At 60.8% G+C, this 24,674-nt stretch carries 22 protein-coding genes and 1 tRNA gene; 13 read left to right on the top strand and 10 right to left on the bottom strand.

Annotation, left to right across the window (positions count from 1 at the left end; translation table 11 throughout):
- Positions 1 to 154: 154 nt before the first annotated feature.
- The 6 genes from H4684_RS02085 to flgF form a co-directional block, all read right to left on the bottom strand.
- Positions 155 to 745 carry a rod-binding protein gene (locus H4684_RS02085; RefSeq protein ID WP_192622662.1) on the bottom strand — a complete coding sequence of 197 codons (591 nt, stop codon included), beginning with the start codon at positions 743 to 745 and terminating at the stop codon, positions 155 to 157.
- Between the two features lie 14 nt (positions 746 to 759).
- A complete protein-coding gene (locus tag H4684_RS02080) occupies positions 760 to 1,875 on the bottom strand; it encodes a flagellar basal body P-ring protein FlgI (protein ID WP_092189110.1) in 1,116 nt (371 codons plus the stop codon).
- Positions 1,859 to 2,548: a flagellar basal body L-ring protein FlgH gene (locus H4684_RS02075; RefSeq protein WP_192622661.1), complete on the bottom strand. Its 690-nt coding sequence runs from the start codon at positions 2,546 to 2,548 to the stop codon at positions 1,859 to 1,861. Before H4684_RS02075 ends, H4684_RS02080 begins: the two co-directional genes overlap by 17 nt.
- Before the next feature lie 13 nt (positions 2,549 to 2,561).
- Positions 2,562 to 3,512 (bottom strand): flagellar basal body P-ring formation chaperone FlgA, encoded by a 951-nt coding sequence (gene flgA / locus H4684_RS02070; RefSeq protein ID WP_192622660.1) that lies wholly within the window; start codon positions 3,510 to 3,512, stop codon positions 2,562 to 2,564.
- A gap of 3 nt (positions 3,513 to 3,515) precedes the next feature.
- Positions 3,516 to 4,298, bottom strand: a complete 783-nt coding sequence (gene flgG / locus H4684_RS02065) for a flagellar basal-body rod protein FlgG (RefSeq protein WP_092189116.1) — start codon at positions 4,296 to 4,298, stop codon at positions 3,516 to 3,518.
- Positions 4,299 to 4,375: 77 nt separating this feature from the next.
- On the bottom strand, positions 4,376 to 5,152 hold the full coding sequence (gene flgF, locus H4684_RS02060) for a flagellar basal-body rod protein FlgF (protein WP_092189118.1): 777 nt from the start codon (positions 5,150 to 5,152) through the stop codon (positions 4,376 to 4,378).
- A 136-nt stretch (positions 5,153 to 5,288) separates the two neighbouring features.
- Between flgF and H4684_RS02055 the strand changes: the two genes are divergently transcribed.
- From H4684_RS02055 to pnp, 11 genes are all read left to right on the top strand, one after another.
- Positions 5,289 to 5,363, top strand: a tRNA-Gly gene (locus H4684_RS02055).
- Positions 5,364 to 5,451: 88 nt separating this feature from the next.
- Complete coding sequence (locus H4684_RS02050; RefSeq protein WP_192622659.1) at positions 5,452 to 5,940, top strand: ribosome maturation factor RimP; 489 nt, start codon at positions 5,452 to 5,454, stop codon at positions 5,938 to 5,940.
- Between the two features lie 48 nt (positions 5,941 to 5,988).
- Positions 5,989 to 7,314, top strand: coding sequence for a transcription termination factor NusA (gene nusA, locus H4684_RS02045; RefSeq protein ID WP_092189122.1), 1,326 nt, complete (start codon positions 5,989 to 5,991; stop codon positions 7,312 to 7,314).
- Positions 7,315 to 7,572: a YlxR family protein gene (locus tag H4684_RS02040; protein ID WP_167364124.1), complete on the top strand. Its 258-nt coding sequence runs from the start codon at positions 7,315 to 7,317 to the stop codon at positions 7,570 to 7,572.
- Positions 7,562 to 10,450: a translation initiation factor IF-2 gene (gene infB, locus H4684_RS02035; RefSeq protein ID WP_192622658.1), complete on the top strand. Its 2,889-nt coding sequence runs from the start codon at positions 7,562 to 7,564 to the stop codon at positions 10,448 to 10,450. The genes H4684_RS02040 and infB overlap by 11 nt, the downstream gene beginning before the upstream one ends.
- 183 nt (positions 10,451 to 10,633) lie before the next feature.
- Positions 10,634 to 10,921, top strand: coding sequence for a DUF503 domain-containing protein (locus tag H4684_RS02030; RefSeq protein WP_092189542.1), 288 nt, complete (start codon positions 10,634 to 10,636; stop codon positions 10,919 to 10,921).
- A 6-nt stretch (positions 10,922 to 10,927) separates the two neighbouring features.
- Entirely contained in the window at positions 10,928 to 11,272 is a 345-nt protein-coding gene (gene rbfA, locus H4684_RS02025; protein WP_092189544.1) for a 30S ribosome-binding factor RbfA, read from the top strand.
- Positions 11,247 to 12,209, top strand: a complete 963-nt coding sequence (locus H4684_RS02020; RefSeq protein ID WP_092189126.1) for a DHH family phosphoesterase — start codon at positions 11,247 to 11,249, stop codon at positions 12,207 to 12,209. Before rbfA ends, H4684_RS02020 begins: the two co-directional genes overlap by 26 nt.
- Positions 12,206 to 13,129: a tRNA pseudouridine(55) synthase TruB gene (truB, locus tag H4684_RS02015; RefSeq protein ID WP_192622657.1), complete on the top strand. Its 924-nt coding sequence runs from the start codon at positions 12,206 to 12,208 to the stop codon at positions 13,127 to 13,129. Before H4684_RS02020 ends, truB begins: the two co-directional genes overlap by 4 nt.
- Before the next feature lie 64 nt (positions 13,130 to 13,193).
- Complete coding sequence (gene rpsO, locus H4684_RS02010) at positions 13,194 to 13,463, top strand: 30S ribosomal protein S15 (protein ID WP_092189546.1); 270 nt, start codon at positions 13,194 to 13,196, stop codon at positions 13,461 to 13,463.
- Positions 13,464 to 13,647: 184 nt separating this feature from the next.
- Positions 13,648 to 15,855 carry a polyribonucleotide nucleotidyltransferase gene (pnp, locus tag H4684_RS02005; protein ID WP_192622656.1) on the top strand — a complete coding sequence of 736 codons (2,208 nt, stop codon included), beginning with the start codon at positions 13,648 to 13,650 and terminating at the stop codon, positions 15,853 to 15,855.
- 692 nt (positions 15,856 to 16,547) lie between these two features.
- Here pnp and H4684_RS02000 read toward each other — a convergent pair.
- Positions 16,548 to 17,498, bottom strand: a complete 951-nt coding sequence (locus H4684_RS02000; protein WP_192622655.1) for a hypothetical protein — start codon at positions 17,496 to 17,498, stop codon at positions 16,548 to 16,550.
- Positions 17,495 to 17,878, bottom strand: coding sequence for a VanZ family protein (locus H4684_RS01995; protein WP_192622654.1), 384 nt, complete (start codon positions 17,876 to 17,878; stop codon positions 17,495 to 17,497). The genes H4684_RS02000 and H4684_RS01995 overlap by 4 nt, the downstream gene beginning before the upstream one ends.
- A gap of 82 nt (positions 17,879 to 17,960) precedes the next feature.
- Between H4684_RS01995 and lpxB the strand changes: the two genes are divergently transcribed.
- Both lpxB and cimA read left to right on the top strand, forming a co-directional pair.
- Positions 17,961 to 19,085, top strand: coding sequence for a lipid-A-disaccharide synthase (lpxB, locus tag H4684_RS01990; protein ID WP_192622653.1), 1,125 nt, complete (start codon positions 17,961 to 17,963; stop codon positions 19,083 to 19,085).
- A 335-nt stretch (positions 19,086 to 19,420) separates the two neighbouring features.
- Entirely contained in the window at positions 19,421 to 21,040 is a 1,620-nt protein-coding gene (gene cimA / locus H4684_RS01985; protein ID WP_192622652.1) for a citramalate synthase, read from the top strand.
- A 418-nt stretch (positions 21,041 to 21,458) separates the two neighbouring features.
- On the opposite strand, the gene H4684_RS01980 is transcribed toward cimA, so the two are convergent.
- Together H4684_RS01980 and H4684_RS01975 are read right to left on the bottom strand one after the other, a co-directional pair.
- Positions 21,459 to 22,520 carry a phosphotransacetylase family protein gene (locus tag H4684_RS01980; protein ID WP_092189140.1) on the bottom strand — a complete coding sequence of 354 codons (1,062 nt, stop codon included), beginning with the start codon at positions 22,518 to 22,520 and terminating at the stop codon, positions 21,459 to 21,461.
- A 49-nt stretch (positions 22,521 to 22,569) separates the two neighbouring features.
- On the bottom strand, positions 22,570 to 24,663 hold the full coding sequence (locus tag H4684_RS01975; RefSeq protein WP_192622651.1) for an acetate--CoA ligase family protein: 2,094 nt from the start codon (positions 24,661 to 24,663) through the stop codon (positions 22,570 to 22,572).
- Positions 24,664 to 24,674 lie beyond the last annotated feature (11 nt).

Genomic DNA, 24,674 nt, shown 5'->3' with positions numbered 1-24,674 from the left:
CCTGCTTGGCGCACCCTTCATTTTCCTGATCATTGCAAAATGCCGACCAGCATGCATCAGACCCTCCAAAGGCTGCGCCAGAGGCCCTTTCCCGTCCCGGACACAGGCTCCAGCGCCCTGCCCACCGGCAAGAATTTCCCCGTGGTCATAAACACTAAGGGCCATCCTCGCCATCCATGCGCACAACGCGCAGGGCATCCTCAAGATCCGTGGGCATGATCTTCGTCTGAGCTTCTCCGGACTGCGACCTCTGCTCGATACTTCGCGCCAGCATCTCGGCCTCATGCTGGGCCGTGATCGCGGCCAACGTACGCGGGGGCACTGCCGCGGCCTGCGTCCCGGACGGAGCCTTGCCGCGACCCGGCACGTTCAGGGGATGCAAGGGAGCCGTCGATGTCGTGTCGCGGCTGGCATTGACCAAGCGCTCGGAAAGATTCGCATAGAGCATGTCGGACAAGCCGATGCCCCCGCTTTGCGACATCTTGACCGAGAGCTCCTGGTCAAACATGGACAGATAGCTCTCCTCTTCCTTGGAATGAAGCAATCCTTCCTTGGGTACGGAAGCGCGCATCTGCTTCCAGATCTGGCCGATGAACACAGCCTCGAAATCCTGGCAGGCCTTCTTGAGCTTGACCTCATCCAGCCCCTTTTCGGGCTGCACCCGGGAGCGCAGATCCCGCAGGCGTTCCTGCAGGCTTTGCGTCGGATCAGGTTCGGGCAGGCCCGTGGTGATAATCTCGTTCATGCCGCCTCCGCTGGCTAGAGGACCTCAAGATCGGCATGCAGGGCGCCCGCCGATTTCATGGTCCGCAGAATGGAAATGAGGTCCCGGGGAGTGGCGCCGATGGCGTTCAGGCCATCGACCAGCTCCTGGATGGAAGCCCCGGCCATGAGGACGAGTCTCCGCTGCTCTTCGCGCACGCCGATCTCGGTGGACGGAGTGATGGCCGTCTGACCCGGGGAGAACGCTCCAGGCTGGGAAACCTGGGGCTGCTCGGACACGACCACGTTCAGGTTGCCATGGGAAACGGCAACCCGGGACAGGGTGACGTTGGAACCCAGAACCACGGTGCCGGTCTTTTCATCGACAACCACCTTGGCCCGGCTGTCGGGCTGTACTTCCAGATTCTCAAGAGAGGCCATGAGCGCGACGATGTTCCCCTGATACTGGGGAGGAATTCCGAGCCTTATGGAAGAGGCGTCCTGGGCGTGGGCGTACTGGCCGCCGATGGCCTTGTTCAGGCTGTCCGCGACCTGCTTGGCCGTGGAAAAATCCTCCACGCCCAGCTGGATGGTGATGTCCTTTTGCTCATTGAAGCTGAAGGGCACGCTGCGCTCGACCACCGCGCCGCCGGGGATGCGACCCACGGTGGTGATGTTCTTGGTCGCCGTGGCCGCATCTCCTCCGGCCGAAAACCCGCCCACGGCCAGGGAGCCCTGGCACAGGGCGTAAATGCTGCCGTCAATGCCCTTGAGCGGGGTCATGAGCAGCACGCCGCCAAGCAGCGAGGACGCGTCCCCCACGGAGGATACTGTCGCGTCGAGCCGGGACCCCGGTCTGGCCGAAGCCGGCATCTTGACCGTGACCATGACCGCTGCGACGTTTTTGGGCTTGAGCGCTGCCCGGTCGACCTTGACCCCCATGTTTTCAAGCATATTGGCCATGGATTGGATCGTGAACTGCGAACTGCTCTTGTCTCCGGTTCCCGGCAGGCCGACCACCAGTCCGTAGCCGACGAGATCGTTGGAACGCACCCCGCCGAAGCTGGCGATATCCTTGAGACGCACGGCCCCGGCCGGCATGGCCAGGCCCATGGTCAGGCCAAGGGCGAGAAGCAGGAAAGCGAAGCGTCTGGTTTTAGAATGGCCACACATTGTCAAGTATCCTCGCAAGCCACCCGGGGCGTTGTTTGTCGGCCAGGACGCCCTCGCCGTAAAGTTCGATGCGCGCTTCGGCCAGACTGGTGGACATGATGGTATTGTCGGCGTCGATGTCTCGATCCCGGGCCACACCCTGCACCAGCACGATCTGGGTCTCGCCGTTGACCCGCGTCTCGCGGGCCCCGACCACTTCCATGAGTCCGCCGCCAAGAACCCGGGTCACCCGGGCGGCCACGGTGGTGGTAAGGGAACTTTCGCGCTTGGTTTCGCCGTCGCCCTCGAATCCGCTGGTGGACTTGGCACTGACCAGGGACTCTGGTCCCACGGTCGCATCGGGAATCAACGGCAGCTGTTTTTGACCCAGATAGGCGCTCACGCCCAGATCCATGGAACTCGCCCTGTCGGCCGTGGTCGAAGCCTTGCTTTTGGACAGCGTGGTCTCCACGACCTTGATGAGCAGGATGTCGCCGACCCTTTTGGCCCTGGCGTCGGCAAAGAGCATGGTCGCCCCGTCCGGATCGAAGAGCGAACCCGGATTTTGGGCCTCGGCCACCCGCTCCTGGGGAGGAGGCGTGACCACGGCCGCGGGCATGGGCGGACGGCCTGTGGTCCGGCATCCGGTCATGGCCAGCACGGCCAGCGTGAACATAAAGAATTTTTTCTGCATATTTCCTCCCAGCCTACGGCACACGCACCGTTTCTGCGTCGACAACCTGCGCGGCCACCACTCTGCGGCTTTGCATGTTTCGGACCCGGATGGTGTTGCCGATGCCGCCGTCCTCGAGACTTTCGACCGGCACGGTCAATTTGAGTGTCTGCCCCGCATAGACAAGGGTCAAAATCTGCCCCTTGGCCACCACGGGAATGAATTCCACCGCGTCGGCACTGATGACCTGCCCCTCGCCCACCGCCGCGGTCATGCGCAGGGGCAGATTGCCTCCATCCCAGGGCGCTCGCGCCATGTAAGCCAGATTCTTGCGCGCAAAGCCCACCAGGCCCGGCTCCAGGATGTCGCCCCTGTTCAGGACGCGGGCGGCGCAAGGCACGGTCTTCCAGACATCGGCGAAAACCGTGCCCGTGAAGCTCTGCACCGGGCGCCCGTCCTCGGTCACGGCCTCAAGGCGCAGGCTGATCCGCCCCGGCGCGGGAGTGCCCACGGGAATGACACGGACCTGAATCGGCTCCTTTTCCGGAAGAAAGAGATAGTCCGCCATGCGATACTCGCGGATTTCCACTTCGCCCCCGTGATGGGCCAGTGCATTCGTCAAAATTTTGTCGATGGCCGGCCGCAGGGACAGGGAGCTGAGCACCTGTCCCCCGCGCTGGACCTGAACCTGATCGGGAACGTCCACGGACGGCAGGGCCGTCCCGAAGCGCTGCACGATCAGATCCCGGAGCCTGGCCCCATTGAGGTTGGCCCTTGCACCATCGAATTTGGGAGAGGCCAAAAGTGGTACAGTTCCGATGCCTGCCAGGATGGCCTTGGCGTCCTCGCCCTCGGCGCGGGCCAGATCGTTCAGGGTGATGGCCGGTCCGTCCACGCACACGGCCCCGGCCACGATCAGCCGGCCCTGGGCCACGGCCAAGCAGGGACAGAGCAGAAGAACGAACAGAGCCACGAAAAAACGCATGAGCTACCTCTTCAGCTGATTGGCGGTCTGCAGCATCGTGTCGGCCGTGGTGATGGACTTGGAGTTGGCCTCGTAGGCGCGCTGGCCCACGATCATGTTGACCATCTCTTCCACGATCTCAACGTTCGACATCTCCAGAAATCCCTGGGCCAGGGTGCCGGCATTGTTCTCTCCGGGCACACTCTCCACCGCCTCGCCGGATCCGTCGGTCTGCACATAGAGGTTGCGCCCCATGGCCTTGAGACCGGCAGGGTTGACGAAGGTGTAGACCGGAATGTCCGTGCCGGCGATCTCCGCTCCGGCCTTGTCCACGCAGGTCAGACGGCCGTCCTCGGTCACGACGATGTTCTGCGTCTCTGGCGGGACGATGAATTCAGGCTGCAGGGGGTGCCCGTTGTCGGTCACGATGCGTCCGTCGCTGTCGAGCTTGAAGGCGCCGCTTCTGGTGTAGGACTCCTCGCCGCTGCGATCGACGCGGAAAAACCCGTCGCCCTCAATGACCAGATCGAGCTGGTTGCCCGTATTCTGGAAATCGCCCTGCGAAAATATCTTGTGCACGGACACGGGCCGCACGCCCATGCCGACCTGCATGCCCACGGGCAGGCGATCGCCTTCCTGGTTTGAAGAGCCCGCGATCTTCATGTTCTGGTACATGAGATCCTCGAACTCGGCCCTGTTCTTCTTGAACCCGGTGGTGTTCACGTTGGCCAGGTTATTGGCCGTGACATCGAGATTGAGCTGCTGGGCGATCATGCCCGAGGCGCTGGTCCATAAAGCGCGAATCATATCTTCTTCTCCTTGCGGGATCACCCGCGCCCATCCTGCGTCCCGCGATCAGGTCGCGGGCGGCAAGCCTAGGGATATTATCTGGGCGCACCGACCTCTGCGATGGCCTTCTTGTCCTGCTCGAACGAGCCGCTGATCATCTTCTGGTAGGCCTCGAAAGCACGCATGGCCTCGATCATGTTGACCATCTCCGAGACCACGTTCACGTTGGCCGCCTCCAGAAAGCCCTGCTCCACGGTAGAATCCTCGGCCGGGATGGCCTGTGCCTCCGCACCCGGGCGGATGCGCAGCAGGGAATTGCCCACCTTTTCCAGAACGCGAGGGTCCTCGACGCGAACCAGATCGATGGTATCGACAAGTTCGCCGTCAACGGAGAACCCGCCGTCGGCGTCAACCAGCACGGCTCCCCCTTCCGCTATCTGCAGGGGGCCGCCCTGGCCCAGGAGCTGATTGCCGTGGGCGTCCACGACAAAACCCTCGGCCGAGCGATGGTACACGCCCTGACGGGTCAGGAATTCCCCTTCGGGCGTCTGGACCCGGAAAAAACCGTCCCCTGCGATGGCCAGGTCAAGCGGGTTGCCCGTGCTCTTCATTGGTCCCTGGGACATGTCGATGACCGCCTCGGAAATCCTGGGCTGCGCCAAAAGATTGGGCTGCGGCCAGGGTACCTTCTCGTTCAGAGTGGTGTTAGGGTCGACCATGTCATGGGCATAGCGGCGAAAGGTATCCCGAAAGGCCAGTTTTTCGCTCTTGAAACCCGTGGTGTTCACGTTAGCCAAATTATTGGCGATGCTATCCAGTCGATGTTGCTGTGTAAGAGCCCCGAATACGGCGCTATAACTGCTGTCTTGCATGGGGGGTCCTCCTTGGTAACGCTCATTGAGCAAATACCAGGCCACTTGAAATGCATGATCGCCGGGTTCACAAGGGCCACGGGAAAAAAACACTTGACTGCCATCCCCCCACTCATGCAAGGGAAACGGTTGCAGAGCGGGTGTAGCTCAATGGCAGAGTACAAGCTTCCCAAGCTTGGAGTCGCGAGTTCGACCCTCGTCACCCGCTCCACTCCTGTATGTGGTCATACTGATTTTCGGTAGCTGATGGGGGTGGGCCTTTTCGTGGTCCACCTTTTTTTTTCCGATAGGCTTATAAGATGGACAAAAACGAAATACACGCGCGGCTCATGGAAATGGTGACTCCCCTGTGTCAGGCCCGGGACCTCGAAGTCTGGGGCATCGACCTGCTTTTCGCGGCCGGGGGACGGCACAAGATCGTACGGGTCTATCTGGACTCCGAACACGGGGTCGGCATCGACGAATGCTCGGAGGTCAGCAGACATCTGAGCCTGGCCCTGGACGTGGAGGACATCATTCCCGGAGCATTCACACTGGAAGTGTCCTCGCCCGGCCTTGAGCGGCCGTTTTTCTCCTTGGAGCAGCTGCAGGCCCATGTGGGGCAGACGGTGCGCATCCGCATGGAAAACCCGCTTGAGGGCAGAAAAAATTTCAAGGGGCGTCTGCTCGGTGTCGAACCGCCCATGTTTACGCTGACCGACGACAGCAATACATTTGAATTGAACTGGGACGATGTGGGCAAGGCCAACCTCGTCTACGAGCCCTTTGATCAGGGCAAGAAACGATAAATTTCGGAATACGGCGGGTTGTTTCCGCACGGAGAACGGAGGACGTTCATGAATTTGGAACTCAAAAAAGCCATCGACCAGATCAGCAAGGACAAGGGCATCGACCGTGAAATGCTGATCGACACACTGGAAGAAGCCATTCGGGCCTCCGTGACCAAAAAATACGGTGACAAGATGGATATCGAGGTCACCTTCAATGAAGAGACCGGCGAGATCGAAGTCTACCAGTTCAAAATCGTGGTCGAAGAGGTCGAGGATCCCGACACGGAGATTCTCATGGTCGAAGCAGTCAAGCACGACCCCAACGTCGAGCTTGACGACGCCATCGGATTTCGCCTGCAGGTCGAGGATCTTGGCCGCATCGCCGCCCAGAGCGCCAAGCAGGTCATCATCCAGCGCATGCGCGACGCCGAACAGGAAATCATCTTCGAGGAATACAAGAACCGCAAAGGCGAGATCGTCAGCGGCATCATCCAGCGTCGTGACCGTTCCGGCTGGATCATCAACCTCGGCCGGACCGAGGCCCTCCTGCCCAAGGACAAGCAGATCCCGCGTGAACGCTTCCGTCAGGGCGACCGGGTCGAGGGACTCATCATCGACGTACGCAAGGAAGGACGCGGGCCGCAGATCATCATCACCCGTTCCGATCCCGAGTACATGACCGCCCTTTTCCGCCGTGAAGTGCCCGAAGTGGCCGACGGCACCGTGAACATCATGGGCGTGGCCCGTGACCCGGGCCTGCGCGCCAAGGTCACCGTCCTGTCCCAGGATTCCAACGTCGACCCGGTCGGCGCCTGCGTCGGCATCCGCGGCTCGCGCATCCACAGCATCGTGCAGGAACTGCGCGGCGAGCGCATCGACATCGTGCTCTGGAGCCCGGACATCGCCACCTACGCGGCCAACGCCCTGTCCCCGGCACGCATCTCCAAGATCGCCATCGACGACGAGGAAAAATCCCTGGAAGTCGTGGTACCCGAGGATCAGCTGACCCCGGCCATCGGCAAGAAGGGCCAGAACGTCAAGCTCGCGGCCAAGCTTCTGGGTTGGAAGATCGACATTTTCACCAACAGCCGCTTCAACAAGGTGCACAAGAACCGCCACCTGCTGGAACAGCTGGCTAGCGCGGCCCAGGTCTCCGTTGCGGACTTCACCGAAGCCGGCTTCGATTCCCTTGAAGCCATGGCCGCCTGCACCAACGAGCAATTGCTCGACATCCAGGGCATCAGTGAAGAAAACATCGGCGCCCTGCGCGGAGCATTGAACCTCCTCATCAGCCAGAACCGGGAAGAAACCCCGGAAGAATCCGAGGAATCGGAAACAAAAGGCGCGGTCGAAGGGGAAGATGCTGATTACGCGGACGGAGACGAAGCATAGATGATCCCAGCGGACGACAAGACCGCCTGCGCGCAAGGGCCTATACGCATGTGCGTGATTTGCAGGCAGCGCTTTTCCAAAGAAGAACTATATAGATTTACCTGCCCTGTTCACGGAGAGCTCACTCTGACCGCTGACAGCACCGGAAAAACACCGGGACGGGGTTTTTATCTTTGCCGCGATGCGGCGTGCCGGAACAAATTCGAGCGATTCAAGGGCTGGCAGAAGAAATGTAAGGGGGTTGGGCATGTCCACTAGATTGCGGGTGAGAGACCTTGCCACGGAGCTTGATATCTCCAGCAAGGATTTGATGACGTTATTGCGGGAACTCAAAATCCCGGCCAAGAGCCATATGAGCAGCCTGACCGACGAAGAAGTCGGACAGGTCCGCAATCACCACCAGAACCGGGCCGCCGCGCCCCAGGTCGTGGACACGCGCGCCACCTCTGGCGTCATCGTGCGCAAGCGGCACAAGGTCTCTGCCGCCGAGGCCGAAACCCCGGAAACGGACGGCGAAGCACAGCCCAAGGACGGAACTCCCGCCGAGACCCCGGCAGAAGCGCCAGCCAAGACTGTGACTGAAACGGCCGAGGCGACCGAGAAGTCCACGGCGCGCAAGCCTTCGAGGGCGGTCATCGTCACCCCGGCGCGCATCATCGAGGAAGTCTCCAGCGCCAAGGCCGCGCCCGAGGAATCCGCGAAGGAAGAGACGCCTGTGGCCGAGGCTCCGATCGCCGAAGCTCCGGTTTCCGTCGAAGAGGTCCCTGCCGAGCCGGTGGCCGCTGAATCGGCCGATGCCGATGCCGCAACCGCCGAAAAGACCGTTCAGGCACCTGCCGAGACTCCCGGTGAAGCCGGAGACGAGACAACCGCGGAAACCGAAGGCGAGTCCGAGGAAGCCAAGCGCGCCCGCAAGAAGACCAAAAAAGCCAAGCCCGCTCCTCCGTCCGTTCAGGTCAAGATCATCTCCCGGCCCACCATCGTCGAATTTCCCGACACCCGCGTGGACGGCCAGCCGGTTCGTCCCATGGGACCGGCAGCGCGCCCCATGGGTCCGGCAGGCTATACCCCGCGTCCCTCCGGACCGGGCGGACGTCCTTCCGGCCCAGGTGGCCCCGGCGGCCCCGGTGGTCAGCGCCCGAGCGCTCCGCGTCCCTCCGGACCGGCCAACCTCGGAGCTCCGCCACGTCCCGCCCCTGAAACCGAGGGTACCAAGGACAGCCGCGGCAAGAAAAAGAAGGGTCGCCGCACGGTGGAGGCAGCCGATCTGTACCGCAAGGAAGAATTCTCCATGGGCAAGGGCAAGAAGGCCCAGCGTGCCGAGGCTCGCAGAGCCGGTGGAGCCCGGGCCCAGGCACAGAACACGCAGCCGCTCAAGGCGTCCAAGCGCAAGATTCGCATCGACGACACCATCAGGCTGACCGACCTGGCCCATCAGATGGGCATCAAGGCCCAGGACCTGATCAAAAAGCTCTTTTCCCTGGGTGTGATGGCCACCATCAACCAGTCCCTGGATTTCGACACGGCCCTGCTCCTGGCTGCCGAATTCAAATATGAAGTGGAAAGGGCCGGATTCTCCGAAGACGACTTCCTGCTGCCCAAGGAGGCCGACAAGGCCGAGGACTTGAAGCCCCGTCCCCCTGTCGTGACCATCATGGGCCACGTCGACCACGGCAAGACCTCGCTCCTGGACGCCATCCGCTCCACCAGCGTGGCATCGGGCGAAGCCGGCGGCATCACCCAGCACATCGGCGCCTACCACGTGGCCACGTCACGCGGCGAGATCGTCTTCCTGGACACCCCCGGCCATGAGGCGTTCACCACCATGCGCGCCCGTGGCGCCAAGGTCACGGACATCGTCGTCCTGGTCGTGGCCGCCGATGACGGCGTCATGGAGCAGACCAAGGAAGCCGTCAGCCACTCCAAGGCGGCGGGCGTGCCCATCGTCGTGGCCGTGAACAAGATGGACAAGGAAGGGGCCGACCCCGACCGCGTCAAGCGCGAACTGTCCGATCTTGGACTCATGCCCGAGGACTGGGGCGGCGATACCATCTTCGCCCACGTCTCCGCCAAGAAGCGCGAAGGCCTGGACGAATTGCTCGAACTTATCCTGCTGCAGGCCGAAGTGCTCGACCTCAAGGCCAACCCGGACAAGCCCGGCCGCGGCCACGTGGTCGAAGCCAAGCTGGACAAGGGCCGCGGCCCCGTGGGCACGGTTCTCATCCAGGAAGGCCAGATCACCCAGGGCGACGCCTTCGTGTGCGGCCTGATCAGTGGCAAGGTCCGCGCCATGTTCGATGACCAGGGCCGACAGATCAAGACCGCCGGACCGGCCATCCCGACGGAGATCCAGGGTTTTGAAGGCATCCCCGAAGCAGGCGACGAGTTCGTCATCGTCAAGGACGAGAAGGTTGCCCGCAAGATCGCCGAAGAACGCCGCGTCAAGCATCGCGACAAGGAACTGGCCAAGGAATCCAAGGTCACCCTCGAAAGCTTCCTGGCCACCAAGGCCGGCGAAGAGGCCCAGAACCTGAACCTGCTCTTGAAAGCCGACGTGCAGGGCTCCCTTGAAGCAATCTCCGAGGCCTTGCGCAAGCTGTCCACGGACGAGATCAAGATCGCCCTCATCCATGGCGGCGCCGGGGCCATCACTGAATCCGACATTCTGCTGGCATCGGCCTCCAACGCCCTCATCATCGGGTTCAACATCCGTCCCACGGCCAAGATCAAGGAAGTGGCGGAGCAGGAAAAGGTCGACATCCGCTTCTACGACATCATCTACAAGCTCGTGGATGACATCAAGGCGGCCATGTCCGGCATGCTCTCTCCCGACATCAAGGAAGTGTACCTCGGCCAGGCCGACGTGCAGCAGGTATTCAGCGTGCCAAAGATCGGCAATATCGCAGGCTGCATGGTCAGTGACGGCAAGCTCAAGCGCAACGCCAACGTCCGTCTGCTGCGCGACGGTGTGGTCATCTACACCGGCAAGCTCAGCTCCCTGAAGCGATTCAAGGATGACGCCAAGGAAGTGACCAAGGGCTACGACTGCGGTGCGGGCCTGGAGAACTTCAATGATATCAAGTCCGGAGATATCATCGAAGCCTTTGAACTGGTCGAGGAAGCCCGGACCATCTAGGGCCGGGCGCCCCTTGAGGACCGGCTGCGGTCCTCAAGAAAGCGGAAACAAAAGGCATGGATTCCCGCCTGCGCGGGAATGACACGGAAGTGACGCGAACGGCCGGTGCGTCATCCCTGCTCAGACGGGAATCCATGCCGTTCATTTTTTTCAGCACGTTGGATTTACGAACGGTACACGGCCATGATCATCGGCACCCTGCGCCTGGAATTCCGCCTGCACGGCGTTTTTTCCTTGAAGGAAAAGCGAAAAAGCGCCAACAGCCTGAAGCAGAAGCTGCGCAACACCTTCAATGTTGCCGTGGCCGAAACCGAATCACAGGATTCCCATCAGGTCCTGGTTCTCGGGGTGGTCACGGTCTCCAACGATACGGCGCACGTACACAGCCGACTGTCCAAAGTACTGGCCATGGTGGAAGCTTCCACCGCCGACGAGCTTGTCCATGCCGACATGGACGTATTTGGAGCCTGATTTTTTATGCAAAGAAGCAATTCGAGACGCGCCATACAGATGGGCGATCAGATCATGCAGGTCCTGGCCTCGCTCCTGATTCAGGAGGTCGAGGACCCGACCCTTGCCCTTGTAACCATCACCGGAGTGCGCCTGAACCGGGATTTCAGCATTGCCGAGGTCCTCTACACCCACTTGCGCGGACGCGCGGCAGAGCCCGAGATCACCAAGGCGCTCTACCATGCCAAGGGTTTTCTGCGTTCGCGGCTGAGCAAGGAGCTCAACCTGCGCGGCATCCCGGACCTGCGATTCAAGTGGGACACCTTCCTCGAAGACATGGTGTACGATGCCCCTCCTGAAACAGATAGCTGAGCAACTGCGGGACGCGGACAATTTTCTTGTCCTCGCGCACGTTTCCCCGGACGGCGACGCCCTGGGCTCCATGCTGGCCATGGGAGAACTTCTCGACGCCCTGGGCAAGAAGGTGGTCCTCTTCAACGAGTCCGGCATCCCCCGTCGCTTTGAATGGCTCACGCCCAAACGCGAGATCCTGACCCGTTTGCCCGAGGAAGAGCCGGACAACCTCATAGTTCTGGACTGCGGCAGCGCCGAACGGGCCGGAGAACTCATCGCGCCGTGGCTCAAGACCAAGAAAGTGTTCAACATCGACCATCACCTGGGCAATCCCATGTTCGGCACCCTGAATTGGGTCGAACAGCGTGCGTCATCGGTGGGCGAAATGGTCGGCATGCTGGCCCGAAAGCTGGGAGTCCCGCTGGTGGGCCTGCTGGGCGAATATGTCTATTTGGCGCTCATTTCCGACACCGGGGACTTCTGTTTCAACAACACCCGACCCGAAACCCTGGAGATGGCCGCAGAAATCCTGCGCCTGGGCCTTTTGCCCGGACCTTTCCACGAACAGAAGCAATCCACCGGAAAGCTCAGCCAGCTTCAGATGCGCGGCACTGTCCTGCAACAGGCCCGCCTGTACGCGGACGGGCAGATCAGCCTCATCTGCTTTACGCGTGAACTCTTCGAGCAGACTGGAACAGGCCCCGAGGATACCGAAGGACTGGTCAACACCGTCCTCTACGTAAACGGGGTACAGGTGGCCATCAGCCTGCGCGAGGAAGAACAGGGCATCAAATTTTCGCTGCGTTCCAAAAGCAGCACCAACGTGCAAACCGTGGCCTTCCGCTTTGGCGGAGGCGGGCATCGCAACGCCGCCGGCGGGACCCTGCTCATGGACATGGAGCAGGCCAAGGCGACCATGATCCAGGCCGTGACCGAGGAGCTGGGCAAGTCATGAGCGCACCGTCACTGAAACAACTTGACGGGGTGCTGGTTTTGCATAAACCGGGAGGTCCCACTTCGGCGGATTGCCTGAATCAGATCAAGCGCCGCCTGGGGCAGAAAAAAATCGGGCACGCCGGTACCCTCGACCCCATGGCCACGGGAGTTCTGGTGGTCCTGCTCGGACAGGGCACCAAGCTGGCCGGCTATCTGGTCGATGGCCGCAAGACCTACCGGGGGCGCCTGATCCTCGGACAGACCACGGACAGCTACGATACGCAAGGCAAGGTTCTCGCCGAAGCGCCATGGGAGCACCTGGACCCCGATGCAGTGCGGGCCGAGGTGCTCGGCTGGAAGGGAACCATCAGCCAGGAAGTGCCCCCGGTATCGGCGGCCAAGCACCAGGGCAAGCCCCTGTATGCCTTGCACAGGGCCGGCCAGGAAGTTCCGGTCAAGGTCAAGGATGTAACAATTTTCGATTCGCAGCTGCTCTCCATGGAGCTGCCGAGTCTTGATTTTCGAGTCACCTGTTCCGCGGGAACCTACATCCGCTCCCTGGCCCACAGCCTGGGGATGCGACTTGGGTGCGGAGCGGTGCTCAGCGAACTGGAGCGGGAGGCAAGCCACCCGTTCACCCTCGCCCAGGCACATGATCTGGAAAAAGTGCTGGAAAGCAAGGATCAGCTCCATGAGCTTGTCCTGCCCATGACCCAGGCCCTGCCCCACTGGCCCAAGCTCGTGCTCAGTCACGAACAGGCCGCGCTCGTGCAGAATGGGGCATGGCTGCCGACGAGCCTTTTTCCCGATTATCCGGCCCAGGAAGGGGACCGGGCTCTCATGCTCTCCGCCGAAAGGGCCCCCCTGGCCCTGATGGAAGCGGGCATGCGCGCGGGAGTCCTGTCATGGGCCATCCTGCGCGGGCTTTGGCAAGCCTGAAAACTCTGGTTCGCAAAGTGGATATGGTCAGGTGGAAGAAACATGATAACCGGAGGATATGGCTGTGGTCTTAACCCCTGAACGCAAGGCTGAAGTTGTAAAGGAATATGGCAAAACCGAAACTGATACCGGGTCTCCTGAAGTACAGGTAGCCCTGTTGACCGAACGGATTACGTACCTCACTGACCACTTCAAAGGTCACAAGAAGGACTTCCATTCCCGCACAGGTCTGCTGAAGCTCGTCGGCAAACGCAGACAGCTTCTGAATTACCTGAAGAACAAAGACATTCAGCGTTACCGCGATCTGATCGCGAAACTCGGTCTGCGCAAGTAGACAGCTTTAAGGCGGGACCAATGGTCCCGCCTGCCCTTTTTTTGAACCGCGCTCCCGGCAGCATCACATGCCTGCGGTTTTGTGTTTAGTGCATGGCCCAACCCCGGTTGAACCATGCACTAAACACCAAACCCGCCGCCCGCTGCCCTCGACAGGGAGTGCCCAAACCATCACGAGGCAAATCATGGCAGCTTTTCAGACCACCAGACGCACCATCCCTATGGGCGACAGTGAAATCATCATCGAACACGGCAAGCTCGCGCTCCAGGCCAGCGGCGCCGTGACCGTGCAGTGGGGCGACACCGTCGTTCTGGTCACGGCCACCCATCAGGCCCTGGACCGGGTCGTGGATTTTCTTCCCCTGACCTGCAACTATCAGGAAATGCTCTATTCCGCAGGCCGCGTTCCCGGCAACTACTTCCGCCGCGAAGTGGGCCGCCCCAGCGAACACGAGACCCTGACCTCCCGGCTCATGGACCGTCCCATCCGTCCGCTCTTCCCCAAGGGCTGCACCAACGAGATCCAGGTCATCGCCACGGTCATCTCCTCGGACAAGGAGCGCTCCGCCGACATCCTGGCCATGCTCGGCGCTTCCACGGCCCTGCACATCTCCGAGATCCCCTTTGCCGGACCCATCGCGGCCATCCGCGTCGGCTACCGCGACGGACAGTTCCTCTTGAACCCCACGGCATCCGAGCTCGCCACAAGCCAGTTGAACATGATCCTGGCCGGTTCGCGCGACGCGGTGGTCATGGTCGAAGGCGGGGCCCAGTTCCTGTCCGAGGACATCATGACCGAAGCCGTGGCCTGGGGACATGCCCAGCTCGGCCCCCTGCTTGATGTTCAGGAAGAGCTGCGCAAGGAACTTGGCAGAGAAAAGTTCACGGTCACTCCCCCGGCCGAGGACGCGGAACTGATTGCCGTCGTGGCCGAACTCGCCACCACGCCCCTGACCGAAGCCCTGGCAGTGCCCGGCAAGATGGATCGCCGCGATGCCAAGAAGAAGGTCAAGCAGAATCTGATGGAAGCCCTGGCAGCCAGATTTGCCGAAACACCCGAACGCGTCAGGGGTGTCGGCGAGATCATGGAAAAGCTGGAAAAGAAGATCGTCCGCCAGCGCATCATGAAGGACAAGATCCGCATCGACGGCCGCGACCTGACCACGGTCCGCCCCCTGATCATGGAAGTGGGTTTTCTGCCCCGCACCCACGGCTCGGCCATCTTCACGCGCGGCGAGACCAAGGCCCTGTGCACATGCACCCTTGGCAGCACCCGCGACGAGCAGCGCATAGAGACCCTGGCCGGCGACACGTCCAGACGCTTCCTCATGCACTACAATTTCCCGCCGTACAGCGTGGGTGAAGCGCGCATGCTGCGTGCTCCCGGACGCCGCGAAATCGGCCATGGCGCCCTGTCCGAACGGGCCCTGAATCCCGTCCTGCCCGCGCCGGACGCGTTCCCGTTCACCATCCGCGTTGTCTCCGACATCATGGAATCGAACGGCTCGTCCTCCATGGCTTCCGTCTGCGGCGGCACCCTTGCGCTCATGGACGCTGGCGTGCCCATCAAGACTCCCATTGCGGGCATCGCCATGGGTCTCATCAAGGAAGGCGACGAGTACCTGGTCCTGACCGACATTCTCGGTGACGAAGACCACCTCGGCGACATGGACTTCAAGGTCGCGGGCTCCCGTGACGGCGTGACCTCCATCCAGATGGACATCAAGATCGCGGGCATCCCGGCCGAAGTCATGCAGAAAGCCCTGCACCAGGCCAAGGACGCACGCGTGCACATCCTCGACCAGATGGAAGCGCTCATCGCGGCGCCCAGAGGCGAGCTGTCCAAGTTTGCTCCGCAGATGGACATCGTGCACATCTCCCAGGACAAGATCCGCGAAGTCATCGGACCCGGCGGCAAGAACATCAAGGCCATCTGCGAAGCCACGAGCGCCGACATCGATATCGACGATTCGGGCAAGATCTCCATCTTCGCTCCGGATTCGACCTCCCTGGCCAAGGCCCGGGAAATGGTCCTCTACTACGACCAGAAGGCCGAGCTGAACAAGGACTACGACGGAATCGTCAAGAAGATCATGGACTTCGGCGCGTTCATCGAAATCCTGCCCGGACTTGAGGGCCTGTGCCACATCTCCCAGCTTGCCCGCGACCGGGTCAACGTGGTGACGGATGTGGTTCAGGAAGGCGACGCCATCCGCGTCCGGGTCATCGACATCGAGCCTTCCGGGCGCATCAAGCTCAGCCGCAAGGCCATCATCCTGGAAGAACTGGGTGAAGAACCCGAACCGGTTCAGCCCCGCTCCGACCGCCCGCGTAACGACCGCCCGCGCGGCGGAGACCGAGGCGGAGATCGCGGTGGACCACGCCGTCGTTAATTCAAATCAAAAAAAACCCGGAAATTCCGGGTTTTTTTTGGCTCTCATTTTGCCGGTCATCCATCGCGTCTCGGATCACCGCCGGATGTAGTGGCTGAATTCTCCGCCCTGCACCCAGCGCTTCATCCCTCCGAAACCAGCGATAACGTTCCTGCAAGTCTCAAGGTCCGCTGGCGACATGGCCTTGAGACGCGTCGGCTGTCTGACCGAGCCAGGCATCGTTTGTTGAATCGTTGCCGAATGTACCGACTGGATTTGTTGTCCTGCACGCAACGATTCAACTCTACGAGGCCGGTAAGGGAGTTCCGGCGGGGCTCAAGGCCATGTCGCCAGCGGGCCGCGTATCGCAAAATCAGCCGTGTTTTTTAAATTTTTATATTTTGCCCTGCACCCAACGCTTCATCCCTCCGAGGCCAGCGAGAACGTTCCAACAGGTCTCAAGGTCCGCTGGCGGCATGGCCTTGAGACGCGTCGGCTGTCTGACCGAGCCAGGCATCGTTTGTTGAATCGTTGCCGAATGTACCGACTGGATTTTCTGTCCTGCACGCAACGATTCAACTCTACGAGGCCGGTGAGGGAGTTCCGGCGGGGCTCAAGGCCATGCCGCCAGCGGGCCGCGTATCGCAAAATCAGCCGTGTTTTCCAGGTTTTTATATATTCCCCCCCCGGTCCGACTTCACGAAACGCCCCCCTCAACTCATCCAATAATACACGGCTCCGCAGAAAATCAGGCTGGCCACGCGAAAACCCTGGCTGCAAACGATGAGTTCCAAGGCCAGTTTCGGCCTGAAAATGCCTGCGTAGTAGGGAAACTGATGCCGGAAGGCCCGCATGGGTGAAGACAGGACGTTCCCGACAATGAGCGCGATGACCACGTCGCGCACGGACATGGACCCGGCGTCGAGCAGAGCGCCGGCGGCGGCCATGCCGGCCGAAAACTCGGCGGCCAGCTGAAAGACAATGATGCCCATGGCCTTGGGATGCAGCCAGGACATGGCACTCATGTGCTCGGCCAGAAAATGCTCGACGACCGCAAACATGCCAAGCTTGTTCATGAAATGAACACCGACATAAATGGGCGCGGTAATCATCACGATCTTTTTGATGCGTCGCCTGAAACGACTCCAGGTCTTCTGCAAGACCTGCCGCGCCACGAGCTTTTCCTGGGCGGGCATGTCCATGGCATGGCAGCGGTCAAGCCCGGTCAGCAGAATCCGGCCAATGAAAAGAATCAGAACCGTGCGCAGCAACGCCGCCCCCACTGTGATGCCAAGATAGACCACAGCTGCGGATTTGAGGATGGGCACGGTGATAAAGATCATGCTCGGCAGGTGCAAGAAATAGGTCGGCAAGCTGTTGAAGAGATTGGTGAGGATGAGTTCACGGCGGGACAGTCGGCCCTGGTCGTACGCTTCGGCCAGCATGGTGTTGGCCGTGACGCCGGAAACAAAGGCCACGGAAAAACTGGCGGCGGAAATTTCGCACATGCGCCCGATACGGGTCAAGGGATTGGCCAGACGCGCCATGAAACGGGTCCAGTGCATGGCCTCGATCAGGTTGCCGACAAAGAGTCCCACGGAAACAAGGCCAATCAGTTTGCACAGAGGCCACAGAATCTGCGCCCACAATTCAGCCGCGCTCATGCCCTGCGCCTCATGCGTTCAAACAAATTTCGCCTCGTTGATCGGGACCACACTAAAACCGCGCCGACGCCAACCCCGGCTCCCATGGCGTTGGCCACGGCGTCCCACGGATCGAAAAAACGCCCCGTGGGCAACGCCCCCTGTGCAAACTCGAGCAGCAATCCAAGTCCGCCGGCAAGACAGAACGCCGTCAGCCAGGAGCGTCTCCAGGACGAGGGCCAAAAAGAAGCCATCAGGGCATAGGCCAGGAAATGAACAACCTTGTCGCTCTGTTCCGGTGCGCTGGACATATTCACCGGGATCAGGGAACCGACGATGAGGGCAAGCACATAGAACGCCCAGAAAAATTTGTGCAGGAAGATGACCGTATTTTCACGCATGGCCTCACCTATTCCAAAGGTCCGGACAGGGCAAGGGTTCGGGCTTCTTGTTATTTTGACGCCAAAGAACTATTGCCATCCCATGACGCACACGCCCACCATCTGGATAAATGCCGGAGAAACTTCCGGCGATTTGCATGGCCAGCTTCTGGTTCAGGCCCTGCGTGACCAGTGCCCGGATGCCAGATTCCTGGGCATGGCCGGACCGGCCATGCGTGAAGAAGGGGTCGAGGCCATGCTGTGCACAGAGGCCCTGTCGGTCATGGGCTTCACCGAAGTCCTGGCACAACTCCCCAGAATCATGGGCCTCTTGCGTACCCTTGAAAGCCAGCTGGCAACATCCCGTCCGGATGTGGTGGTGGTCATCGACGCCCCGGATTTTCACTTCCGTGTGGCCCGAATCGCGCAGCGTCTGGGCATTCCCGTCGTATATTACATCAGCCCCAAGCTCTGGGCCTGGCGGGAGGGGCGGGTTGCGTTCCTGCGCCGCCACGTCGATCGCCTGATCTCCATTCTCCCGTTTGAAGTCGAATTCTACGCCCGCCACGGCTTGTCCATCGACTATGTCGGCCACCCCCTGCTAGACTCCATCAGAACGCCCCGGATCATGAATGTCCATCGCCACGACAACCGCATCGGCATCCTTCCCGGCAGCCGCAAACGCGAAATCACGTCCCTGCTGCCCATTTTCTCCCGCGCCGCCGCCCTGCTGGCCGTCCGCTATCCCGATCTGGAATTCGTGCTGCCCGTAGCTCCTGGCATGGACCGGGAACTGATCACCAGCTGCTGGGTCTCAAAAACTCCGGTCACCCTGGTCGAAAGCTCCTCCCGTTACGAACTCATGCGCTCCTGCCGGGCCATCATGGCCGCGTCGGGCACTGCGACACTGGAAACGGCCCTGCTCGAAGTGCCCACGGCCGTGGCCTACAGATTTTCCCCCCTTACCTATCTTTTGGGGCGCATGCTGGTGAAGGTGCCTTTCATCTCCCTGCCGAACCTCATCCTGGGCGAACCCGTCTTCCCGGATTTCCTGCAGCACGATGCCAACCCCGCGGCCCTGGCCGCCGCCGTGGCGCAATGGATCGAGAATACACCGTCCCGGGCCCGCGTTCTTGACCAGCTCGGCACTCTGCCCTCCCTGCTCGGCAACGGAGGGGCCACAGCGCGCGCGGCAAAAATCGTCCTGGACACCATGCACAGGCCCTAAAAAAGCCCGCCGTCAACCTGCTGGCGTTCTTGTCGTGACCCCGGGGAGACAAAGATCAGCTTGACAATCGATTCTCCATTGTTCATCTACGCAGACAGGAAACAAACATGAAAAACATCGCTACCCCCATTTCCATTATTATTCTCATTTCCGTGATTCCAGGATCACGGTCGGGGGAGTGACGCGTCTGCACAAGCGGATATCCACAAAAGAGCAAAGCCCCCGACCGCAAGGTCCGGGGGCTTTTTTTCATGCGAAAAATGACAAACCAGGCCCGTCGGGCATGCAACCATGAACACCAGGCCACACGGCCGGCGGACACCGCCAGGAATTCAATGAACACCATTCAAATCTACGACACCACCCTGCGTGACGGCACCCAGTCCGAGGAACTCAATCTTTCGACAGAGGACAAGCTGCGCATCGCCACCAAGCTCGACCAGCTTGGGGTGGCCTACATCGAAGGCGGATGGCCCGGCTCCAACCCCAAGGACAAACGCTTTTTCGCGGAGATGCAGCAGTACCAGCTCAGCACGGCCAGGCTGGCGGCGTTCGGCTCAACCCATGCAGCCAAGGTCTCGGCGGAGAACGACGCCAATCTGCTCGCGCTCATCGATTCCGGCGCTTCGGTGATGACCATCTTCGGCAAGACCTGGGACATCCACGTCACCGACGCCCTGAAAATCACCCTGGAGCGCAATCTCGAACTCATCCGGGACTCCCTGGCCTTCCTGCGCCCCCACGCCAAAGAGCTTTTCTACGATGCCGAGCATTTCTTCGACGGGTACAAGAAGAACGCCGACTACGCCATCTCCTGCCTTGGCACGGCGCTGGATTCCGGCGCGGATCTCCTGGTGCTCTGCGACACCAACGGCGGCACCCTGCCGGAGGAGGTCGCCGCCATCATGGACGCGGTGCGCACACGCCTGCCCGAAGCGCGCTTGGGCATCCACGCCCATAACGACTGTGAGCTGGCCGTGGCCAATTCCCTGGCGGCCGTCCGGCACGGGGCCGTTCAGGTCCAGGGCACCATGAACGGCTACGGGGAGCGTTGCGGCAACGCCAACCTCTGTTCCATCATCGCCAACCTGGAACTCAAGATGGGATATTCCTGCCTGCCCGAGGGGCATCTGGAGCGCCTGACCGACACCTCGGCCTTTGTGGCCGAAGTGGCCAACCTGCGCTGCTTCAAGCGCCAGCCGTACACGGGGCAGTCGGCCTTTACGCACAAGGGCGGGGTGCATGTCGCCGCCGTACGCCGCAACCCGCGCACCTACGAACACATCGAACCCGAACTGGTCGGCAACAAGCAACGTATTCTGCTCTCGGACCTGGCCGGGCAGTCCAACATCCTTTTCAAGGCCAAGCAGTATGGATTCGAACTGGACAAGGGCGACCCGTTTGTCCTTGAGCTGCTGACCGAACTCAAGAACCGCGAGGACCAAGGCTACGAATATTCGGCCGCCGAAGCATCCTACGAACTCCTGGTCAACCGCGTGCTGGGACGGGCCCGCAACTATTTCAGGCTGATCAGCTTTCGCATCATGGACTCGGTCTTCACCGAGGGGATGGAACCCTTCACCGAGGCCACGGTCATGCTGCGCGTCGGCGGCATGATCGAGCACACGGCGGCCACGGGCAAGGGTCCGGTCAACGCCATGGACTGCGCGCTACGCAAGGGTCTGGAGCGCTTCTACCCCAACCTTGGCGAAATGCGTCTCCTGGACTTCAAGGTTCGCGTCCTGACCGGATCGGTCCGCGAAGACGGGCACGGCGGAACAGCGGCCGTGGTGCGGGTGCTCATCGAATCCGGGGATCAAAAGAGCCGCTGGACCACGGTGGGCGTATCCTACAACATCATCGAGGCCAGCCGCCAGGCGCTGGAAGATTCCATCAATTACAAACTCTTCAAGGACGACCAGAAGAAACTGACCCAGGCCATCCGGGAAATCTGACAACTGTTTGAAAGGCAAGGGTCGGGGCTTCTTCACCCGGAAGCGATGCCCTGCCGACTCGGAGGAAATGGATCCCCGCCTTCGCGGGAATGACATCGCGGCAGTGAGCGAGGCTTTGAATTGGTCCGATCGCCTGCACGTCTATCGAAGAACAACCCTGATCCGGGATTCACTGCGGTGTATGGCGGTTGGTCCGGGCAGGGGTCGCCAGCTGTCTGACAGAGCCAGGCATCGTTTGTTTTCCGGCCGCGTGACGGACAGTGCCCTGCCCGCTGCCCAAAGTTCAAGGCCGGGAAACATTACGAAGCCGGCGAGGGAGTTCCGGCAGACCTTGCCTGGCCAGTACCGGAACGCGCCACCCGAAAAAAAAGCCCCGATTTCACGGGGCTTTTTCCTTTTTGCATGGGGTCCGAAGTTTTTAGATCCCAAGACTTTCCTTCATGTACTGGAAATCAATGATGGAGCTAACCAGCTGGGAGCCGTGCTGGATCTTGATCACGTCACGCAGTTTGTGCCGCGACAGGATGGCTTCCATCTTCTTGGCCACGGTGAAGGTGTCGTCGCGAACGACCACGATGGGCACTTCGAGAACCTCGGCCCGGGTCATGATGATGTCGTTGGGATAGAGATTGCCGGTCAGCACCAGGCACTGGCACTGCCCTTCCAGGGCGACCAGCTGAACATCGGAGCGGTCTCCGCCGACGATGATCGCGGACTTCTTGCTCTTGCGGAAATGGGTCATAAAATTTTCGACCTGCATGGTGCCGATCAGAAAATTCTCCACCACCCGCTCGGACTTGTCCTGGGCGGTAATGACCTTGCCGCCCAGACGGTCGGCCAGATCCGCGACCTTGATGGCGCCCATGAGCGGATCGGACGGGATCTTGCCCAGAATCTTGATACCCTTGCTCTCCATGAACGGATGCAGAAGCGAATCAAGCTCTTCCTTGAAAGCCGGGGGAATGTCGTTCAGAAGTACGCCCAGAAGCTGCTCTCCGAGCAGTTCCTTCATGGCGATGAGGTAGTCGTAATTGAGCTCTTTGACGTAGCGATCGATGATGATGGACTTGATCCCGAGGGACTTGACCACGCTGATCCCGTCCACACCGCAGTACTTGCCCGAATACATGCTGCCGGAACCGGCCACGATCATGACATCCTTGTCCTTGCCGAGCTCTTCGTAGGCGGTCTTGATGCGAGGCATCAGATCTTCGCACTTGCCCGTGAAGGCCTTCATCTTGAAATCCTGGTCCACGACCACGGGAGTGACCAGGGCGGGATTCTCGGAAAGCCCCAGGATGTCCTGAACGAAAAACGCGTCGGCATCGCCCAGCACTCCGTTCTTTTCCTGCGGCAAGGCACCCACCGGCTTCATGTAACCAACCCGGTAGCCCTCTTTTTGCAGCTTGAGCCCGATCCCCATGGCAATCATGTTTTTCCCGGAATAACCGGACGTCGCCCCTACATAAATTCCTACCATATTCCCTCCCGATCAGGACTGCGAAATTATTTTTTCGATCACGGCCCGACTATTCAGACTGAGGCAAAAGAGACATTCGCGCCCCGGCCACCCAGGCCCCCCTCGACGTGACCAGAACAGGATCGAATTCCAGGGTGTAAATTTCAGGAAAATCCAGAGTCATCTGCGACAATGTCAACAATACATCCTCAAGAGCCCGCAAGTCCAGCGCCTCGCGCCCACGCTCCCGCTTGAGCAGGGAGAAGACCTTGAGTTCCCGCATCATTCCGGCGGCGTCATCCAGGGACAATGGTGCAAGACGCATCGAATACTCCTGGAAAATGTCCGCCTGGCTGCCCGACAGCCCGAAGCGGATCAGCGGACCGAACTTCGGATCGCGCTGGACCCGAATGCAAACTTCCGCCGGTTTGCCGAGAATCATTTCTTGGACCAGACAACCCGAGACAAAGGCTTCGCTGCGCAGGCGCTGCACGCGCGAAGTCAATTTCATGAAACCCAGGCGAACCTCTTCGGAAGTCTGCAGATTGACCTCGACTCCGCCCACATCGCTTTTGTACTCGATATGCGGGGATGCAATCTTCAGCGCCACTGGACAGGCCAGACGCTTGGCGATCTTGACCGCGCTCTTGCTGGTCCGGGCAAGCTCCGTGCGGGGGAAACCAAGCTCATAAGCCATGAGCAGGGGCTGCACTTCAAAGCCGAACAGCTCGGTCTTGCCGACATCGAGGCAGTCTTTCAGAAAACGCTCGGCCTTGGCCTTGTCCCGGCGGTAACAGACCTCGACCGGATAGGATTTGGTCTTCCACCCGGCATAGCGAAGCATGGCCTCGAAGCTGGCCAGCGCCGCCTTGGGGTTGGAATAGCAGGGCAGGCCGTGACGCTGCAGAAAACGTTTCTCTTCCATCACCCCTTCCTGGCCGATCAGGCAGACCGCGACGGTCTTGCCTTCCGCCCTTGGCAAGGCGACCAGTTCGCGCACGATGGCCGGCAGGTCCACGCCAAGCCCCGGAGCGATGACCAGCAGGACCATCTGGATCTGCCGGTCGTGCAGCACCGTGTTCAAAGCCTGTGCATACTGAACGGGGGTGGCTTCCATGCCGATGTCCACAAGATTGGAGGTCTGTGCATGGCGGGGAAGAACGTCGGCCAGACGGGCGGCCGTATCGCGGCCGAGGCGCGGAAGGATGAGGCTGGTCCCGGCCATTCCGTCGGCGGCCAGAATCCCGGCTCCTCCGGAATTGGTGACGATGGCCAGATTCGGCCCCTTGGGCAGGGACTGGGTGCCGAACATGCGCGCCAGATCGAAGAGTGTGGAGAGATTGTCCACCTGAATGATGCCCGCCTGCTTCAGGGCGGTCTGGTAGGCCCGCTCCGATCCGGTCAGGGCACCCACATGGGAAGAAATTGCCTTCTGCCCGTGCTCGGTCATGCCGGCCTGCAGCATGATGACCGGCTTCTCGTGGGTGATGGTCTGGCTGATGCGCGCAAAGCGGCGGCCGTTGTTCATGCCTTCCAGATACCCGATGATGACGCTGGTCTGGGGGTCTTCGGCCAGAAATTGGAGCATGGACGCTTCATCGATGACCGCCCGGTTGCCGAGGCTTGCGAATTTGGAGAAACCGATCTCCTCGCTTGCGGCCCAATCCAGAATGGCGTTGCACATGGATCCGGATGGCGAAAAAAAGGCGATATTACCCTGGCTGGGCAGCCGGGAAATGAGCGATGCGTTCAGATGGTCCGCCCAGGAAGCCACGCCCAGACAGTTGGGCCCGAGCAGGGTCAGGTTCCGGCGTTCGGCCAACTGGATGATGGATTCTTCGAGATAATAGCCCTGCCCCCCGATCTCCCGGAATCCGGCGGAAATGATGATGACCGCCTTGATGCCCATGTCCGCGATCCATTCCAGCGCTTCAGGCACAAATTCAGGAGCAAGGCAGACCACGGCGAGGTCGATTCCTTTCAGATCGTCAAGGGTTCGGGGATCCTGTCCGGAGGTCCAATTGACGGGAACAATCCTCCCCTGATACCCCCAGCCTTCAAGATTTGAAAGCACGACACGGGCCGAGGCTCCTGCGTTGTCGAATGAACCGACAACGGCGATGGTTTGGGGAGAAAAAAGGGCGTGAAGATAATCGTCTCTCATGGAGAACCTTA

This window comes from Desulfomicrobium macestii (genome assembly GCF_014873765.1).
Classification (GTDB): Bacteria; Desulfobacterota; Desulfovibrionia; order Desulfovibrionales; family Desulfomicrobiaceae; genus Desulfomicrobium; species Desulfomicrobium macestii.
This window is presented reverse-complemented; position numbering and strand designations above follow the sequence as displayed.